This is a genomic window from Allobosea sp. GW821-FHT10B12, from assembly GCF_059415545.1.
The window spans coordinates 1-14,862 of the sequence record NZ_JBWKNL010000016.1; the positions used below are offsets into that span (position 1 = coordinate 1).

Below are 14,862 nucleotides of genomic sequence, written 5' to 3' on the forward strand. Positions count from 1 at the left end.
TCCGCCAGCGAAATCACCCGCGACGACTTCGTCCCAGGCGCAGGCTCAAGCTCGTACAACGTGACCACCGGGCCGGGCCGGACCTGGCTGATCTCGCCGCGGACGCCGAAATCTTCCAGCACGCCCTCCAGCAAGGTGGCGTTCTGCTCCAGCGCGTCGGTGGAGACGGTGTTCGCCGGGATCTTCTTGGGCTCGGCGAGATAGGTCAGCGGCGGCAGCTCGAAGCCTTCGCGATCGAGCAGCGATGGCTGCGCCTCGCGCGACAGACGCTTGCCGGGCTTGGGCGCGCGCACCGGAGCGGCGACGCGCGGAGCGTTGAGGTCACGCACATCCTGCGCCTCGAAAGGCTCGTCATCGTCGTCATAAGCCGGGCGCGCCGTCGGTGCGGGCCTGGCGGCAGCGGGGCGCACGAGTTCGGGCGCGACGACAGGGGACCGGTAGGCTTCCGGATCGCCGGTGAAGTTCGGCTCGCGGCGGACCCGGCCGGTCTGGGCCGGTACGGGCATCGTGCCGGCGCTGGCTGAGGCCGGCTGCGGCGGGCGCGGCAGGCGGCGCAGGATCGCGGCCTTCAGCGCCATGGCGCCATGCGCGATCCAGCCGATCAGGATCACCGAGAAGCCCGGCTCGTCGTCGCGGCGCTCCTCGCCATCGGCGAAAGCGGCATCGTCGTCATGGTCGGGGTCGGGATCCTCGTCGGTGACGAAGCCGAAGCCGGCGGCCGCGGTGACGGAGAGAATGGCGATGCCGGCAAAGACGAAGGCGACGAGGCCGCCGAGTGCGGTGCCGCCCAGGCCGACGATGTTGCGGGTGCCCTGCAGCAGGGCGTCGCCGATGACGCCGCCCATGCCAGTCGGCAGCGGCCAGCGCGGCGTCGCCGGCAGGGCGCTCGCCACCGCGGCGGTCGAGACGATGCCGACGACCCAGAGGACGAGCTTGAGGGCGCTGCGGTCGAAGAGATGGAAGCGGATCAGCCGGAGCGACCAAAGCAATGGCGGCAGCAACAGCGCGACAACGCCGAGACCGAGCAACTGCATGGCGAGATCGGCGATCATCGCGCCGGGGCGACCGAGCAGGTTGCGCACGGTGCCGCGCGTGGCGTTGTTCAGGCTGGGATCGTCGACCGACCAGGTGGCGAGGGCGACAGCGACGGCGATCATCACCGCGAGCATCGCCATCCCGCCGATCTCGGCGGCGCGGCGCGACAGGAACTCGCGCACCGGATCGGGCAGGCGGTCGATCAGCGATGAGGAGCGTCGGATCGTGCGCATCGGGCCGTGTCTGCGGGCGTCGGTCAGGAAGGCAGCCGAGACCGCCCCATCGAACCGGCAGGTTAGGAAGGTCCGGTTAAGGCCCGCTTAACCTTGCGCTGCCGCCACGCATTGTCGGGAGCGTGGGGAACGATGGCACGGCCAAAGCATTCTTCGACGAACAACAGCCAGGAGGACGTCATGGCCGATGGCGGTGAGAGAATCGCGAGAATTGCCCGGATCTGGCGCGGCCGCACCGTGCCTGAGAAGGCGGATGCCTATGCAGCCTATCTGCTCGAGGTCGGCGTCAGGCCGCTGGCAAAAAAGGCGCTCGGCGCGCAGATGTTCCGCGAGGACCGTGCGGGGGAGAGCGAGTTCGTGACGATCTCCTACTGGGAGAGCGTCGAGGCGATGTCGCGCTTCGCCGGGCCCGACCCGCGCAGGATCCACCATCTCGAACGCGATGCCGAGTTCCTGATCGAGCTGCCGGAGACGGTGCAGGTGCTCGAAATCGTGCTGGACCGATCTTCAGGCGAGCAGTGAGACGCCGCACCGTTTCGAGAGCGATTTTTCCAGCACCCTGACTGGTCTATTGTCGTGGTGTCGGCGCCCGCCTTCCCGACGCGCCGCGAGGAGGGTTCGATGGCCTCAAGCTTCACCATCCACGATGCGGCCGGCTATGAGCAACTGATGGGCCGCTGGAGCAAAAAGCTCGCGCCCGGGTTCATCGACTTCGCCGGCTTGGCCGATGGCGAGCGCGTTCTCGACGTCGGTTGCGGCACCGGCAGCCTGACTTTCATGCTCGCTGCCTCCGCAGATCTCGCGGCGGTCGTCGCGATCGACTACTCGCCCGTCTTCGTCGCGGAGGCGACCCGGCGCAACAGCGACGCGCGTATCAGCATCCGGCAGGCGGATGCCTGCACCCTGCCATTCGAGGATCGCGTGTTCGACCGCGCACTGGCTCTGCTCGTGCTGCATTTCGTGCCCGAAGCCGGCAAGGCCATCGCCGAGATGGCCCGCGTCGTGCGGCGAGGCGGCGTGGTCGCGGCGGCCGTGTGGGACCACTACGGTGGCATGCCGGGCATGCGCATGATGGTCGATACCGTCGCGGGGCTGAACGAAGGCGGGCGCCAGATGCGCGCCCGCTATTGCTTCCAGCCGATGATGCAGCCCGGCGAAATGAAGCGGGCTTTCGCCGAGCAGGGTCTCGCGAACGTCATCGAGACCGAGCTGATGATCCGCATGGACTATCGGGATTTCGACGACTTCTGGGCGCCGATCGCTGCCGGCGAAGGGCCGCTCGGCAAATATGTGACGACACTCGACGCCGTGGAGCGGGCGCGCGTCGACGAGGCCGTGCGCGACGCCTATCAAGCCGGCCGGCCCGACGGCCCGAGATCTTTCGCGAACATCGCCTGGGCCTGCAGGGGAACCGTTCATTGAGGGACAGGCGACGGGTCTGCCAGCGGCAATGAAAAAGCCCCGGCGGTGTCCCGCCGGGGCGATGCTTTGACCTGGGCTGTTCAGGGCTCAGTCGTGATAGGCGCGCTCGCCGTGCTCGGCGATGTCGAGACCCTCGCGCTCCTGGTCGGAAGCGACGCGCAGGCCGACGATCACATCGACGATCTTGTAGAGGATCGCCGAGCCGACGCCGCTGAAGACGAGCGTGAACAGCACCGCCTTGAGCTGGGCCATGAAAGCCGTGCCGAACTCGTAGGTCGCGGCGACCAGCTCGCCCGGCTTGGTCGAGTAATCGGGGATGCCGGCGCCGCCGAGCGCCTGGTTGACCAGGATGCCGGTCGCCAGCGCACCGATGATGCCGCCGACACAGTGGATGCCGAAGACGTCGAGCGAGTCGTCGTAGCCGAGCGCGTTCTTCACGGTCGAGCAGAAGACGAAGCAGACGGCGCCCGCGACGAGGCCGAGCAGGATCGAGCCCATCGGGCCGGCAAAGCCCGCAGCCGGGGTGACGGCGACGAGGCCGGCGACCGCGCCCGAGACCATGCCGAGCATGGAGGGCTTGCCCTTCACGGCCCATTCGACGAACAGCCAGGCCACCGCCGCCGCCGCCGTGGCGACGAAGGTGTTGATCATGGCGAGCGCGGCGGTGCCGTTGGCCTCGAGGTTGGAGCCGGCGTTGAAGCCGAACCAGCCGACCCAGAGCAGGGCAGCGCCGATCAGCGTCATGGTCAGCGAGTGCGGGGCCATCAGCTCCTTGCCGAAGCCGATACGCTTGCCGATCAGGACGCAGCCGACGAGGCCCGCAATACCGGCATTGATGTGCACGACGGTGCCGCCGGCGAAGTCGAGCGCGCCCCACTTGAACAGCATGCCGGCATCGGCGTTCACAGCGTCGAGCGCTGCCTGGGCCGCGGCCTTGCCATCAGTGCCGGCATCAGCCAGCGCCTTGGCGGCGTTGCCGACCGCGTCGGGCCCGCCCCAGTACCAGACCATGTGGGCCATCGGGAAATAGATGAAGGTGACCCAGAGCACGATGAAGAGCAGCAGCGCCGAGAACTTCATGCGCTCGGCGAAGGCGCCGACGATGAGGGCCGGGGTGATGCAGGCGAAGGTCATCTGGAAGGCGATGTAGACATATTCCGGGATGACGACGCCATTGGAGAAGGTCGCGGCGGTCGAATTGCCGTCGACACCCTTCAGGAAGGCCTTGGAGAAGCCGCCGACGAAGTCATTGAGGCCGCCGCCATTGGTGAAGGCGAGCGAGTAGCCGAAGATGATCCACATCAGCGAGACGATGCAGACGATGGCGAAGACCTGGGTCAGCACCGAGAGCATGTTCTTGGAGCGGACGAGGCCGCCATAGAACAGCGCAAGGCCCGGGACCGTCATCAGGAGCACGAGGATCGTCGAGCTCATCATGAAGGCGGTGTCGCCCTTGTTGGGCACGGGGGCGGGCGGCGCGGCAGGGGTTTGCGCCAGCGCGGCGCCGGCCATCGCGGCGAACGCCAGCCCGACCAGCCCGGCCCGGTTAAGGGTCTTGTTGTTCATCGTGAAACTCCTGGGAAGGTCGGGGCTCAGAGGGCGTCGCCGTCGGTCTCGCCGGTGCGGATGCGCACGGCCTTCTCGATCGACGAGACGAAGATCTTGCCGTCGCCGATCTGGCCGGTGCGGGCGGCGGCGGTGATGGCCTCGATCACCTTGGGAACGAGATCGTCGGTGACGGCGACCTCGATCTTGATCTTGGGCAGGAAGCTCACGGCGTATTCGGCGCCGCGGTAGATCTCGGTATGGCCCTTCTGGCGGCCATAGCCCTTGACTTCAGTCACGGTCAGGCCGTGCACGCCGATGGCGGTGAGCCCGTCGCGCACCTCCTCCAGCTTGAACGGCTTGATGATAGCCATCACGATCTTCATGGCTGGGTTACCCCCGCTTGTGCGCCGTCGGACCGCGATCCAAGCGACGTCGTTGCGCCTCTCGCGCCCTTTCGAGCCGGAGCCCGTTCCGATCTGCTTGCAATGCAAGTAAATCGGAAAAACGGTCTCCATCTCAAAGTTTGGAGGCGGATTCACCGATCAGGTCGGTCGACCTGATCGGATCCGGCTCCAGCGCGTCGGGGGAGACCTTTCAAGGGCCGTGCCAACCGGTGGATGTGGCGCGTTGGCGGGCAATGCCGCGATTCCGCCACGATCAGGTGGGGCGCAGCAGGTTGGATTGATCAATAATTAGGCAGATGCCGTGAAAGCAGGCGGTGATTGGCTCAGGCGCGGTCGGGACGCGGCCGGATCAGGCCTTCCTGTGCCACGGAAGCGACGAGATGCCCTGCCTGGTCGAAGATCAGCCCGCGCGAGAAGCCTCGCGCGCCGGAGGCCGAGGGGCTGTCCTGAGCATAGAGCAGCCAGTCGTCGGCCCGGAAAGGCCGATGGAACCACATTGCGTGATCGAGGCTGGCGCTCTGGACACGCCGGTCGAAGACGCTGGTGCCGTGAGCGATCAGGCTGGAATCGAGCAGCATCAGGTCCGAGGCATAGGCGAGCACGCTCTGGTGCAGCGCCGGCTCAGCGGGCAGTTTTTGCGATGCCCTGACCCAGACATTGAATTTCGGCTCGCGCGGGCCGTCCAGCGCGTAGCGGCTCATCTCGACGGGGCGGATCTCGATCGGCCGCTCACGGCGGTAATAGGCGCGCACCGCTTCGGGCATGTGAGGCAGCACGTCGCGTTCCATGCCGTCGCGATCCGGCAAATCTTCCGGCATCGGAACGGCAGGCATCGGCATCTGGTGGTCGTAGCCGGGCTCGGCAATCTGGAAGGAGACCGACATTGCGAAGATCGCCGCATCCTTCTGCAGCGCCAGCACGCGCCGCGTCGAGAACGAGCCGCCGTCGCGCAGCCGCTCGACCTCGTAGACGATCGGGACCGTCGGATCGCCCGGCAGCATGAAGTAGGCGTGCAGCGAATGCGGCGAGCGATCCTCGACCGTCTTGCAGGCGGCATAGAGCGCCTGGCCGATCACCTGGCCGCCAAAAACGCGGGTCCAGCCATTGTTAGGGCTGCGACCCTGGAACCGGTTGTCTCCGAGCGGTTCGAGATCGAAGATCGAGAGCAGAGTGTTGGCGGCTGGGTTCATCGGCTGAAAAACCGGCTCGGCGCGGGCTTGCGGCCCGGGCCGGCTGTGGGCAAGACGGCGAGCATCAGCAACGAGCGATCCAGCCGCGTCAAGCGGTGCGATACAGGGAATGTCATGGCGCAGAGTTCCGAGGGTGCGCATCAACGCATCGTCATCGCCGGCGGCGGCGTCGCTGGGCTGACGTTGGCGGTCGCGCTGAAGCAGGCACTGGGCGAGAGTTTTCGCGTCATCGTCGCCGACCCGGCGCTCGCCGGTCCGGCGCGGGCCGACGATCGCGCCTACGCGGTCGCGGCGGCGGCGCGCAACATGCTGGAGGCGCTCGGAATCTGGCGCCTGGCCGAGACGGCTGCGACGGCGATGACCGAGATGATCATCACCGATAGCCGCACGCCCGATCTGGTGCGCCCGGTGTTCCTGAGCTTCGACGGCGAGGTCGAGCCCGGCCAACCTTTCGCCCATATGGTCGAGAATGGCGCGCTGATGGCGGCATTGCTCCAGGTCGCCCGCGCCAATGGCGTCGAACTCCGGGCTGAAGGCGTCCGTTCCGGCACGGTGGACGATGACGGCGCGATCGCGGTCGCGCTCACTGGTGGCGAAAGCCTCGATGCGGCGCTGCTGGTCGCGGCCGACGGCGCGCGCTCAAGACTGCGCGAGCAAGCCGGTATCGGCTGGGTCGGCTGGTCCTATCCGCAATCGGGGATCGTCGCGACGATCGGCCATGAGCGGCCGCATGACGGGCGCGCGGTCGAGCACTTCCTGCCATCCGGCCCCTTCGCGATCCTGCCCTTGGCTGACGGCGGCAAACTCGGCCATCGCTCCTCGATCGTCTGGACCGAGCGCAGCGAGAATGTTCCGGCCCTGCTGGCGCTCGACGAGAGTGACCTCCTGCTCGAGGTCGAGCGCCGCTTCGGCCTCGAACTGGGCGAGATCGCCATGGAGAGCCGCCCAGGTGCCTATCCGCTCTCCTTCGGCGTGGCGCGCCGCTTCGTCGGCGAGCGGCTGGCGCTGCTCGGCGACGCCGCTCACGTCATTCATCCGATCGCCGGCCAGGGGCTCAATCTCGGGCTGAAGGACGTCGCGGCGCTGGCCGAGGCGATCGTCGATGCCGCCCGGCTCGGCCTCGATGTCGGCGGCTCTGAGGTCCTCGAAGCTTATGAAAAGGGCCGGCGCTTCGACACGGTCGCCATGGGCGTGGTTACCGACGGGCTCAACCGGCTGTTCTCGAACGATTCGACCCCGTTACGATTAGCGCGTGATCTTGGCCTCGGCCTGGTCGAGCGCATGCCGGGGCTGAAGCGCTTCTTCATCCGCGAGGCAGCCGGGTTGGCCGGGCCGACGCCGCGGCTGCTCAAGGGCGAGATGCTGTAGGTCTTGGGATTCCTTCTCCCCTCGGGGGAGAAGGTGGCAGCGCGAAGCGCTGACGGATGAGGGAAGGACAGGCACTACCCTGCCCCCGTTTCACCCGGTCGTACCGCCCTCATCCGTCTGCTTCGCAGACACCTTCTCCCCCGAGGGGAGAAGGGAAGGGCACTACCGGTACTACCCTTCGAGTTGTCGCGCCTCTTCCGGCAGCATGATCGGGATTCCGTCGCGGATCGGATAGGCGAGCTTGGCGGCGCGGCTGATCAGCTCCTGACGGGCGGCATCGTATTCGAGCGTCGCCTTCGTGATCGGGCAGACCAGGATCTCCAGCAGCTTCGGGTCGATTCGCGTCGCGACCGTGCCGTCTTCATCGGGATTCATCGTCACACTCTCTCATGGGGCCGCCGCGCACCGCATGAAGCGCGGCGACCGATACCTGGTGTCCAGCCTTATCGACGCGGCAGATCGGCCAGCATGCCGGCCGCCACCATCAGCTTTGGCAGCGAGAGGCCCGACATGGCAATGGCCGAGACGGTGGCGCGGGTGCGTTCCGCGTCGGCACCGCGTTCCGCGAGCCAGTCCTTCAGCGCGTCGGGGCCGGATTTGCCGGTAGCGATCTCCTGCGTCAGCCCGGCATGGGCGTCGGTCAGGGTCTCGACCGCGCGCTGGCGCGCCAGGCGCTCATAGTCGTCGGTGGCCGGAACCGCCGCGGCGGCGGTGGCCAGCGTCGAGAAGCCGAAGGTCGAATCGGTGCCGAAATGAATCCGCGCCACCTCGACGATGTCACGCTTGGTGCGGCTGGCGATGTCGACGATGTCGGTCGCCTCGGCGAGCCAAGGCAGGCTGGCGACACGCACTGCCAACGCCTCGGGCACACCCTCGGCCGTCAGCGCCGCGATACGGGCATTGCGCGCCTGGGCTGCCGCCTCCGGCAGCAATTCGGCGAGTGCGCCCTCCAGCGCCGCGACGCCCTTGGCATAGTGCGCCACGGTCTGCTCGATCGCGCCGGGCTTGGCGACCCCACGACGCAGGAACCAGCGCATCCGGTCGACGACCAGCTCCTGCGCGGCGGCATAGAGGCCGGTCTGGGTCTTGCCTGGCAGCTTGGCATCGAGCGCGTCGATGGCGCCATTCAGCGTGATCAGGTCGAAGGAATCGCGGGCGACGGCGTAGGCCGCAGCGATCGCCGGGGCCTCGGCGCGGGTCTGGTCGACCAGCATCGAGACGATGGCCGGGCCACCGCGGTTGATGATGGCGTTGGCAAGCTGGGTCGCAACGATCTCGCGGCGCAGCTTGTGCCCGGCGATCTCCTTGCCATAGCCCTCGCGCAGCGGCTGCGGGAAATAGCGGACGAGCTCGCTCTTGAGATAGGGGTCGTCGGGAATGGCCGAGTCGAGCAGCGCGTCGTGCAAAGCAAGCTTGGCGTAGGCCAGCAGCACGGCAAGCTCCGGCCGGGTCAGGCCTTCGCCGCGCTTCTCGCGCTCGATCAGCACTGCGTCGGAGGGCAGGTACTCGACGCCGCGGTCGAGCCGGCCATCCTCCTCGAGCCGCACCATCAGCCGGCGCAGATGCGGACTTGCCTGGACGCCCTGTGCCTCGGTCAGCGAGAGCGCCAAGCTCTGCAGGTAGTTGTTGCGCAGGACGAGCAGGCCGACCTCGTCGGTCATCTGCGCCAGCAGTGCATTGCGCTTCTTCTCGGGCAGGCGCCCATCGCGGACGGGATCTGCGAGCGCGATCTTGATATTGACCTCGACGTCGGAGGTGTTGACGCCGGCGGAGTTGTCGATCGCGTCGGTGTTGAGGCGCACGCCGTTACGGGCAGCCTCGATGCGGCCGCGCTGGGTCGCACCGAGATTGGCGCCCTCGCCGATCGCCTTGGCGCGCAGATCGGAGCCGGTGACGCGGATCGCGTCGTTGGCGCGGTCGCCGACCTGCGCATCGGTCTCGTCGCTGGCGCGGATATAGGTGCCGATGCCGCCGAACCAGAGCAGGTCGACCGGCGCCTTCAGGATTGCCGTCATCAATTCGGCCGGGGTGACCTGGGCCTTGTCGAAAGCGAGGGCCTGCTGAGCCTCGGGCGAGAGCGGTATGCTCTTGGCCTGGCGCGAGAAGATGCCGCCGCCCTTGGAGATCAGCGACTTGTCGTAATCGGCCCAGGAGGAGCGCGGCAACGCGAAGATGCGCTGACGCTCGGCCAGGCTCTTGGCCGAATCCGGATCGGGATCGAGGAAGATGTCGCGATGGTCGAAGGCGGCGATGAGTTTGATCGCCGGCGAGAGCAGCATGCCATTGCCGAAGACGTCGCCGGACATGTCGCCGACGCCCGCCACGGTGAAGGGCGTCGTCTGGATGTCGACGTCGATCTCGCGGAAATGGCGCTTCACCGCCTCCCAGGCGCCGCGGGCGGTGATGCCCATGCCCTTGTGGTCATAGCCCTGCGAGCCGCCGGAGGCGAAGGCGTCGCCGAGCCAGTGATGCTTCTCGGCCGAAAGCGCGTTGGCAGTGTCGGAGAAGGTGGCGGTGCCCTTGTCGGCGGCGACGACGAGATAGGGGTCGTCGCCGTCATGACGGACGGTGTCCGCGGGCGGCACGATTTTCTCGCCATCGAGATTGTCGGTGAGTTCGAGCAAAGTGCGTACGAAGACGCGGTAGCTCTCGGTGCCCTCGGCGAGCCAGGCCTGGCGGTCGCTTGCCGGCGGCAATTGCTTGGGCACGAAGCCGCCCTTGGCGCCGACCGGGACGATGACCGCGTTCTTGACCTGCTGCGCTTTGACCAGGCCGAGCACCTCGGTGCGGAAGTCCTGCGGCCGGTCGGACCAGCGCAGGCCACCGCGCGCGACCTTGCCGAAGCGCATATGGACGCCCTCGACCCGTGGCGAATAGACGAAGATCTCGTAGAGCGGGCGCGGCAACGGCATGCCGTCGACCTGGCCGGAGGCAAACTTGAACGAGATCGTGCTGCGCGGATGCCCGTCCGGGCCGATCTGGAAGAAGTTGGTGCGTAGCGCTGCGTCGATCAGGTTGACGAAGCGGCGCAGGATGCGGTCCTCGTCGAGGCTGGTGACATCGGCGAGCGCAGCTTCGATGCGCTCGCGCTCCGCCTTCACCTGCTCAGCCCGCTTCTTCTCGGAGAGGCGCGGATCGAATTTGGCGATGAAGAGCTTCACCAGCCCGGTGGCGATGCCGGAATGGCGGGTCAGCGCGTCGGCGATGTAGTCCTGTGCATAGGGCGCGCCGACCTGGCGCAGATAGCGGCCGAGCGCCCGCAGCAGTGCAGCTTCCCGCCAGGCAAGGCCGGCGGCGAGAACAAGCTGGTCGAAGCGGTCGGATTCGGTGAGGCCGCGGAACTGCGCCATCAGCGCCGCCTCGATCGTCGGATCGAGGTTCTCGATGTCGATCTCGCCGCCGCTGGCGCGCTCCAGCGTCATGTCGTGCAACCAGACGCGGGTGTCAGCGCTGCTGCCGCCGTTCTGCTGGGGCGTGATGTTGAAGGTGCGCTCGTTGACGACGCGGAAGCCCATGTTCTCCAGCATCGGCACCCGCTCGGAGAGCGAGATCGCGGCGCCGCGCGAGAACAGCTTGAGATTGGCCCGCGTCGGCCCGTCGCCCTCGCGGCGGTAGAGGTTGACCGCGCGCGGGCGTTCATCCGAGAGCTTCTGCAGCATGTCGACGTCGACCAGCGCATCCTCGGCCGAGTAGCGCTCGCGATAGGCGGCGCCGAAGGCTTCGGCATAGCGCTCGGCCAGAGCGCGAGCGGCGGGCCCGGCCTTGCCGGCGTCGAGCGCGTCCTTGAGACCGTCGCTCCAGGTGCGGACGATCGCGGCGATACCGGCTTCCAGCGTGTTGCGGTCGACCTTGGGAGTTCGGCCCTCGTCGCGGCCGATGATGTAGTGCGTGCGGGAGAGTGGGCCTTCCGGATAGGCCGGATAGGCGGCCGAGAGGCGGCCCTGGTAGACACGGGCCAGGAACTCGCCGACGCGGCGGCGCACCGTGGTGTCGTAGCGGTCCTTCGGGATGAAGACGAGCGCCGAGACGAAACGGTCGAACTCGTCAGCGCGAGCGAGCGCCCGGATGCGCGGCCGCTCGGTCAATTGCATGATGTCGAGGGCGAAGCGCTCCAGCGTCTCAACGTCGATCTGGAAGAGCTCGTCGCGTGGGAAGGCGTCGAGCACATTGTAGAGGGCGCGGCCGGAATAGCTCGACGGGTCGAAGCCGGTGCTCTTGAGCACGCGGGCGACCTTGAGGCGCAGATAGGGAATGGCGCGGGCGCTGCCGGTATAGGCGTTCGAGGTGAGCAGGCCGACGATGCGCAGTTCGCCGTCGAGGCGGCCATCGGCGGTGAACAGCTTCACGCCGACATAGTCGAGATGGACGCGGCGGTGGACGCGGCTCTTGACGTTGGCCTTGGTGATGATCAGCGCCTGAGGCTTGGCCAGGAAGGCGCGAATCTCCGGCGTCATCACCACGAGCTCGCGGTTCTTGCGCAGCACGCGGACATCCGGGTCGCGCAGGATACCGAGGCCGGAGGAATCGACCGGGTCGGCGGCGGTGTCGCCGCCGGCGAAGCGATAGGCGCGCACGCCGAGCAAAGTGAAATTGTCGCTGGCGATCCATTCGAGGAAATTGAGCGCCTCGGCGACCTCATCCTCCGGGAGCGGCGGCGGGTTGGCGCGGTAGGACTGGATCACCTCGGTGATGCGCCCGCGCATCGCGGCCCAGTCGTCGACGGCGAGGCCGACATCGACATAGACGCGGGCGAGGCCAGCCGCGAGGCGGTCGCGCGCTTCGGCCGTGTCGATCCGGTCGAGATGGATGTGGATCAGGCTCTCGCGGCGCGTGCCTTCGACGGCACGTCCGGACGCCTCGCCGGCGAGCGACTGAAAGGTGCCGTCGTCCTTGCGCACCACGGCGAGGATGGGGTGGGCGACCAGGCGCGGCTCATAGCCCTGCTCGGTCAGCTCGGCGAGGGTCGAATCGAGCAGGAACGGCTTGTTGTCGTTGACGACCTCGAGGATCGTGATCTGGCGTTCGCGCCCATCCTCCTTCACCGCCTCGTCGCGGAAGCGCAGATTGGGCTCGCCGGGTTTGCGCCGCCCGCTGAGATGGGCGTAGGCGGCGTCAGCGGCGCGGGCGAGCAGTTCCGGCGGCAGGGCGACGAGGTCCTCGGCGACGGTGCGGCCATAGAGCAGCTTGGGGAATTCCGCGGGCATCGCCGAACCGAGCTCATGGGCAGCGGCCTCGATCGCGGTGACTGCTGCAGCCGTGGCATTCGCTTCGCGCTTGGCCATAGTCTTCTTCCCCCTGCTATTTTGCCGAGCGATGACATAGCTCACCGGCCGCTGCAACTTTCGTCGGATGCCGGCAGCCAGATTGCACCAATATGGCGCGGAGACGGCAAGTTGTGTCCAATCTGCGCGGATATCAGCGCGAGGAGTGCAGAGATGACGAAGAAGCATGACAAAGCGATGGTGGGCGAAGCGCCGGCGAAGCAGGATGCGCCACCCGCCGTGATGGCGCTCGCGCTGCCGCAGGCCGAACTTTCGCAGGAGATGCAGGCCTATTTCGCCAAATGCGAGGAGAAGCTCGGCTATGTCCCGAACGTGCTCACCGCCTATGCGCATGATGACGCCAAGCTCCAGGCCTTCGCCGCCTTCTACAACGATTTGATGCTGGCGCCGTCCGGCCTCTCGAAGCTGGAGCGCGAGATGATCGCGGTCGCGGTCTCCAGCCTGAACCGCTGCTATTACTGCCTGACGGCGCATGGCCAGGCAGTGCGCCAGCTCTCCGGCGATCCCGTGCTGGGTGAGATGATGGTGATGAACTATCGCGCCGCGCAGCTCTCGCCGCGGCATCGCGCCATGCTCGATTTTTCGGTGAAGCTGACCGAGGCGCCGCACGAGATCGAGGAGGACGATCGGGAAGGCCTGCGCAAGGCTGGCTTCGGCGAGCGCGACATCTGGGACATCGCGGCCGTTGCCGCCTTCTACAACATGTCGAACCGGATCGCCTCGGCCGTCGATATGCGGCCCAATGCCGAGTATCACGGCGCTGCGCGATAAGAGGTCCGGCCCAAAAGAAAACGGCCGGCGGAAACCGCCAGCCGTGAGTTGGCCTCGACTGGTTGGCCCGGCCCGCCGCAGCGCCGGAGGGGCTGGGGGGCTGACGTGTCCGGAACCGGACAGGCCGGGCCGTCTAGGCAACGAATCGGAGTTGAATGCCGCAACGGGGCGCTCGCTTGGCGCAAGCGCGGCAAAATCATGGCAATTGCGATAACGGCGGCGGAAGATTCCGCTACTGTCGTCAACCTGTCTTGCCAGCCTCCAGGGGCAGGCGCATCATCCATTGCCGAATAAGGGGCGATTGATGGAAGGAGGCGCGATGAGCGAAAGCGAAACTCCGCCAGGTCAGCGAGCGGGCGCGGTCGTCGCCTTTCCGGCTGCCGCGCCCTTCTCGGTCACCTTCGACCGGCGCGAGCTGAACGAGCTGTTCAATCTTTATGGCCGCATGGTCGCAGCCGGGGAATGGCGCGACTACGCCATCGATTTCCTGCGCGACAAGGCGCAATTCTCGGTCTTCCGACGGACAGCCGAGGTGCCGCTCTACCGGATCGTCAAGGACCCGTCGCTGGCGCGACGCCAGGGCGCCTATTCGGTGGTGACCGCGACCGGGCTGATCCTGAAGCGCGGTGCCGAGCTTGGCCGGGTGCTCAAGGTACTCGACAAGCGTCTGAGCGTGGTGAACTGATTTCGTCGGCTGGGCTTATGCCCAAAAGAAAAGCCCCGGCCGTGAGGCCGGGGCTTCGTGTTTCTCAGGCTGTCGCCCGGCTCACTCCTGCTTGGAGCCGAAGAGCGAGAGCAGCATCTGGAACATGTTGACGAAGTTCAGGTAGAGCGACAGGGCGCCGTTCACCGAGAGCTTCGCGGCCGACTCGGAGTCCAGATCCGAGTACAGATACATTTCCTTCAGGCGCTGCGTATCCCAGGCGGTCAGGCCGGCGAAGACCAGCACGCCGATCACCGAGATGGCGAAGGAGAGCGCGCTCGAGGCCAGGAAGATGTTCACGACCGAGGCGATCACCAGGCCGATCAGGCCCATGATCAGGAACGAGCCGATGCCCGACAGCGACTTCTTCGTGGTGTAGCCGAACAGGCTGAGGCCAGCGAAGGAGGCCGCGGTGATGAAGAACACCTTGGCGATCGATTCACCGGTGAAGACCACGAAGATCGACGAGAGCGAGATGCCCATCACCGCCGCGAAGGCGAAGAACATGGCACGGGCGGTCGACGAGCTCATGCTCTCGGCCTTGAACGAGAAGAAGAAGATGAAGGCCAGCGGAGCCAGCATCACCACCCACTTCAGCGGGGAAAGGTACAGCGCCTGGCCGAGAGGCGTCAGCGCAGTGACCTTGCCCGAGGGCGAGTAGCCGGCGATCGCCAGCATGGAGATGCCGATCGCCATCAAGCCGGTGATGGCCAGGCCGATGCTCATGTTGTTGTAGACGCCGAGCATGAACGAGCGCAGGCCCTGGTCCACCTCGACGGCGCTGGTCTGCTGGGCGCGGCCGGCGCCCCAGACCTGAGCGTTGCGGTCGAAATCGCTCATGGAGAGAGTTCCCCTTGAAACTGTGCCGGGCGGACATCGCCCTTGCGACGCCCACCGTCGCGCACC

General features: G+C 67.1%; 12 protein-coding genes. 5 read left to right on the plus strand and 7 right to left on the minus strand.

All coding sequences use genetic code 11. The features are described 5' to 3' along the window. On the minus strand, positions 1-1,268 hold a 1,268-nt coding region (locus tag AC07O0_RS29285), incomplete at its 3' end, for a DNA translocase FtsK 4TM domain-containing protein (RefSeq protein WP_494628247.1). A gap of 180 nt (positions 1,269-1,448) precedes the next feature. On the opposite strand from AC07O0_RS29285, the gene AC07O0_RS29290 reads away from it, so the two are divergent. Both AC07O0_RS29290 and AC07O0_RS29295 read left to right on the plus strand, forming a co-directional pair. Continuing rightward, positions 1,449-1,790 carry an antibiotic biosynthesis monooxygenase family protein gene (locus AC07O0_RS29290; protein WP_494628343.1) on the plus strand — a complete coding sequence of 114 codons (342 nt, stop codon included), beginning with the start codon at positions 1,449-1,451 and terminating at the stop codon, positions 1,788-1,790. A 99-nt stretch (positions 1,791-1,889) separates the two neighbouring features. After that, positions 1,890-2,690 carry a class I SAM-dependent methyltransferase gene (locus tag AC07O0_RS29295; protein ID WP_494628345.1) on the plus strand — a complete coding sequence of 267 codons (801 nt, stop codon included), beginning with the start codon at positions 1,890-1,892 and terminating at the stop codon, positions 2,688-2,690. An 87-nt stretch (positions 2,691-2,777) separates the two neighbouring features. On the opposite strand, the gene AC07O0_RS29300 is transcribed toward AC07O0_RS29295, so the two are convergent. From AC07O0_RS29300 to AC07O0_RS29310, 3 genes are all read right to left on the minus strand, one after another. Next, complete coding sequence (locus AC07O0_RS29300; protein WP_454028822.1) at positions 2,778-4,256, minus strand: ammonium transporter; 1,479 nt, start codon at positions 4,254-4,256, stop codon at positions 2,778-2,780. Positions 4,257-4,282: 26 nt separating this feature from the next. After that, positions 4,283-4,621 (minus strand): P-II family nitrogen regulator, encoded by a 339-nt coding sequence (locus AC07O0_RS29305; RefSeq protein ID WP_110493299.1) that lies wholly within the window; start codon positions 4,619-4,621, stop codon positions 4,283-4,285. Positions 4,622-4,965: 344 nt separating this feature from the next. Then, positions 4,966-5,832 (minus strand): acyl-CoA thioesterase, encoded by an 867-nt coding sequence (locus tag AC07O0_RS29310; RefSeq protein WP_494628250.1) that lies wholly within the window; start codon positions 5,830-5,832, stop codon positions 4,966-4,968. 114 nt (positions 5,833-5,946) lie between these two features. Here AC07O0_RS29310 and AC07O0_RS29315 point away from each other — a divergent pair, with 114 nt between their 5' ends. Next, positions 5,947-7,200 (plus strand): ubiquinone biosynthesis hydroxylase, encoded by a 1,254-nt coding sequence (locus tag AC07O0_RS29315; RefSeq protein ID WP_494628252.1) that lies wholly within the window; start codon positions 5,947-5,949, stop codon positions 7,198-7,200. A gap of 171 nt (positions 7,201-7,371) precedes the next feature. On the opposite strand, the gene AC07O0_RS29320 is transcribed toward AC07O0_RS29315, so the two are convergent. Continuing rightward, the gene (locus tag AC07O0_RS29320; RefSeq protein ID WP_494628254.1) at positions 7,372-7,575 is read right to left on the minus strand and encodes a Trm112 family protein; all 204 of its coding nucleotides are present in this window, start codon (positions 7,573-7,575) and stop codon (positions 7,372-7,374) included. Positions 7,576-7,643: 68 nt separating this feature from the next. Then, complete coding sequence (locus tag AC07O0_RS29325) at positions 7,644-12,482, minus strand: NAD-glutamate dehydrogenase (protein WP_494628256.1); 4,839 nt, start codon at positions 12,480-12,482, stop codon at positions 7,644-7,646. A gap of 177 nt (positions 12,483-12,659) precedes the next feature. Here AC07O0_RS29325 and AC07O0_RS29330 point away from each other — a divergent pair, with 177 nt between their 5' ends. Together AC07O0_RS29330 and AC07O0_RS29335 are read left to right on the plus strand one after the other, a co-directional pair. Next, the gene (locus AC07O0_RS29330) at positions 12,660-13,253 is read left to right on the plus strand and encodes a peroxidase-related enzyme (RefSeq protein WP_494628347.1); all 594 of its coding nucleotides are present in this window, start codon (positions 12,660-12,662) and stop codon (positions 13,251-13,253) included. 319 nt (positions 13,254-13,572) lie between these two features. Next, on the plus strand, positions 13,573-13,938 hold the full coding sequence (locus tag AC07O0_RS29335) for a DUF2794 domain-containing protein (protein ID WP_494628258.1): 366 nt from the start codon (positions 13,573-13,575) through the stop codon (positions 13,936-13,938). A gap of 81 nt (positions 13,939-14,019) precedes the next feature. Here AC07O0_RS29335 and AC07O0_RS29340 read toward each other — a convergent pair whose 3' ends face one another. Next, positions 14,020-14,796, minus strand: coding sequence for a Bax inhibitor-1/YccA family protein (locus AC07O0_RS29340; protein ID WP_092163126.1), 777 nt, complete (start codon positions 14,794-14,796; stop codon positions 14,020-14,022). Positions 14,797-14,862 lie beyond the last annotated feature (66 nt).